Genomic DNA, 2,615 nt, shown 5'->3' with positions numbered 1-2,615 from the left:
GCCGCCGAGGTGGCACGGCACTACGCCAGGGAGTGGGAGCGGCTCGCCGACACGCTCCAGCGCAGCGAGCGGCTCAACGACACCCTGCGGGAGGCCCGGTGAGCCCCCAGGCCCAAGCGGCGTCCACCGGCGATGTCGTCGCCCTCACACCGTTCGTCCTCGCGGTCGCCGGAGTCCTCTTCCATCAGGTCAGCCGGTTGTGGGAGCAAGGGCTCTCCGGGGTGGCATACCGCTACGCGCCCGTCCTCGTGGTCCGGCTTCCGCGTTGGGCGACCGTCGTCGCCCAACTGGTCGCGCTCCCCGCCGCGCTCGCGTTCGCCCTTGTACCGCAGTCGCTCACGGCGCGCGCCGTCGCGGTCGCGCTGCTCGTCCTGTGGGTGGTGTCCACCCAGAGACGACTGGCCGACCACGCCCTGCTCGGGGTCGTGGCGGCGGCGCTGTTCGCGTTCGTGCCGTGGGAACTGCACGGGGCGGTTGCCCGCGATCTGCTCGTCGGTGTCTACCTCTCAGCGGCGCTGCTCAAGATCAACAAGGAGTATCTGCGCAGCGAGCGCAGTGCCGGACGCGTCGTGACAGCGCACTACCTCGGGCTGCTGGGACTCAAGCCGTCCGCCCGGCTCCTGCGCCTCGCTCCCTACGCGGTGATCGCCGTCGAACTGGCCGTCGGCATCGTGCTGTTGGTTCCGGGCCTGGAGATATGGGGTCTGTGTGCCGCGATCCTGATGCACGGCGCGTTCGGGGTATCCGGGAACTTCCCGTTCTCCGTCCTTGCCCTCGCCCTGTGGGTGATCGCCCTCACCGCGCGGGACTCGGTGGCCATCAACCCCGGCGGCGGGCCGCTCCTGTGGGCGTCCGTCGCGGGCAGCGCTCTGATCGCCCTCGCGCTGGGCAGAACCGCCTCCGGGCGCCGCTCCGTCAGCTATTTCGCCAAAGACCTCTTCCAGGGCCTGGCCTACGGATATCTGTGCGGACTCGCCCTGAGTGCCCAGCCCTTCGCGGCCCTGCCGACCGGCACCGGAGCCCTGGTCACCCACCTGCTCGTCGGGGGCGCCTTCCTGCTCAACGTTGCGCTGGTGCCGGCCGGTCTGAAGCTCGAGTGGAGCTTCGCGATGTTCTCCAGCCTGCGCCCCTTCGGGCGGTCCTGGCTGGAGCGCAGACCTCTGGCCGGCCTCCCGCGCTACTACTCTCTCTCGCTCCCCACGCGCATCCCCAAGACGCTGCTGCGCGAGGTGGAGCCCCGGTTCGTCTTCCTGGCGACCCGCGACGAGAACGTCGTCCACGAGTCCGTGGCCTTCTGTCTGGAGGAGTCCGCGCGCAAGTGCCGAACGAGCTTCGCACCACGCCTCATGGTGCTTGCCGAGGGCGCCAGGGAACTCACGCCCGCCGGTGCCGAGGGCGACGGAACACCACCGCGACGCCGCCTTCTCACCTATCCCGCGATCGTTCCGAAAAGCCTTGACCGGCGTTACCTGGCCTGAAGAGAGAGTATTTCCAGAAGCGTGATCTAGGCAGCATTTGAATCTCTCGGTACTGTCCATTCGGGCTCGTGAGAGCGGGCCGGACTTCCCTACCTGAGATTGGGAGAAAGATATGCAGCAGGAAATGATGCAGGAGACCGTCAGCGCGACCGAGGAGATCACGGCGGGCGACTTCGAGACGCTCTTCGGCGACACCCCGCTGACCATCACCGACAGCGAGGTCAAGAACTAACTCGCTGCACAGATGATGCAGAACACCGCTTGACGGGTGTGGCGGTCTCGCTGAGTCCGCCACACCCCGGCGTTCACTACCGGAGGTTCCCCTGAGCTCGCACAGCGGAAGGTTCACCCATTCCGAGGGCTATTTCCTCGATTACATGGTGAATGTGCCCGACAAGATCACAAGCCCCTATCTCCATGTTCTCTTCCATGGTTTCAGCGTGATCGAGAAGCACGTTCCTCCGGTATTCGCGCGCCGTCAGTGGGACGAGGCAGACAACTCCGTATGTCTCCTCGTGTCCGACCCGATCCACAATTACACAAAGGAATCGAGCTGCGGCTGGTTCCTGCTCGGCGAGGACGAGTTCATGCCCCGGGTTCTCGAACTGCGCGCGTCGCTCCTCCAGCAGTGGGGCCTGCGAGGCACCGTCTGGCACGGACTCTCCTCCGGCGGCTACGCCGCCATCAAGCACTGCATGTGCGGCGGACAGGACGACCTCGCCTTCGTCGTGTCACCGCACAACGACCCCTTGATCCTGCCCCAATGGACCCGGGAGGCCGAGCCCTTCAGCGGCCTGCCCGCCATGGCGCGCCCGCAACCCACCACGGAGATCATCCGCGACTGGGCCGCTCCCGGCAGCGCCCGCTACCTGCACGTCGTGATCCCCGAGAAGGACTCCTACTTCGCCCTCAAGCACCTGCGGCCGATCATGGAGCACCTCGACGGGCACCCGAGCCTGCGCGCCGTCATGCTGCGCGACGGACGCGGTCACGGCTTCATCGCCAACAGCGACTACACCGCCCAACTGCGCCAGGCCGTCGACTACCCCGGCCCGCAGGTCCGGCTGGACGGGGGCGTCGCATGAGCGGCACCAAGGTGAGCATGCGGCACGTTGTCGACGAGTACGTGCGCCGGGT

At 67.3% G+C, this 2,615-nt stretch carries 2 protein-coding genes; both read left to right on the top strand.

Annotated elements, in window-relative coordinates:
• Positions 1 to 98 precede the first annotated feature (98 nt).
• Positions 99 to 1,478, top strand: coding sequence for a hypothetical protein (locus ACWCQ6_RS36775; RefSeq protein ID WP_451096793.1), 1,380 nt, complete (start codon positions 99 to 101; stop codon positions 1,476 to 1,478).
• Positions 1,479 to 1,918: 440 nt separating this feature from the next.
• Entirely contained in the window at positions 1,919 to 2,563 is a 645-nt protein-coding gene (locus ACWCQ6_RS36770) for a hypothetical protein (RefSeq protein WP_451096791.1), read from the top strand.
• Positions 2,564 to 2,615: the final 52 nt, after the last annotated feature.

The sequence above is a fragment of the Streptomyces sp. NPDC001880 genome, assembly GCF_053594575.1.
This window is presented reverse-complemented; position numbering and strand designations above follow the sequence as displayed.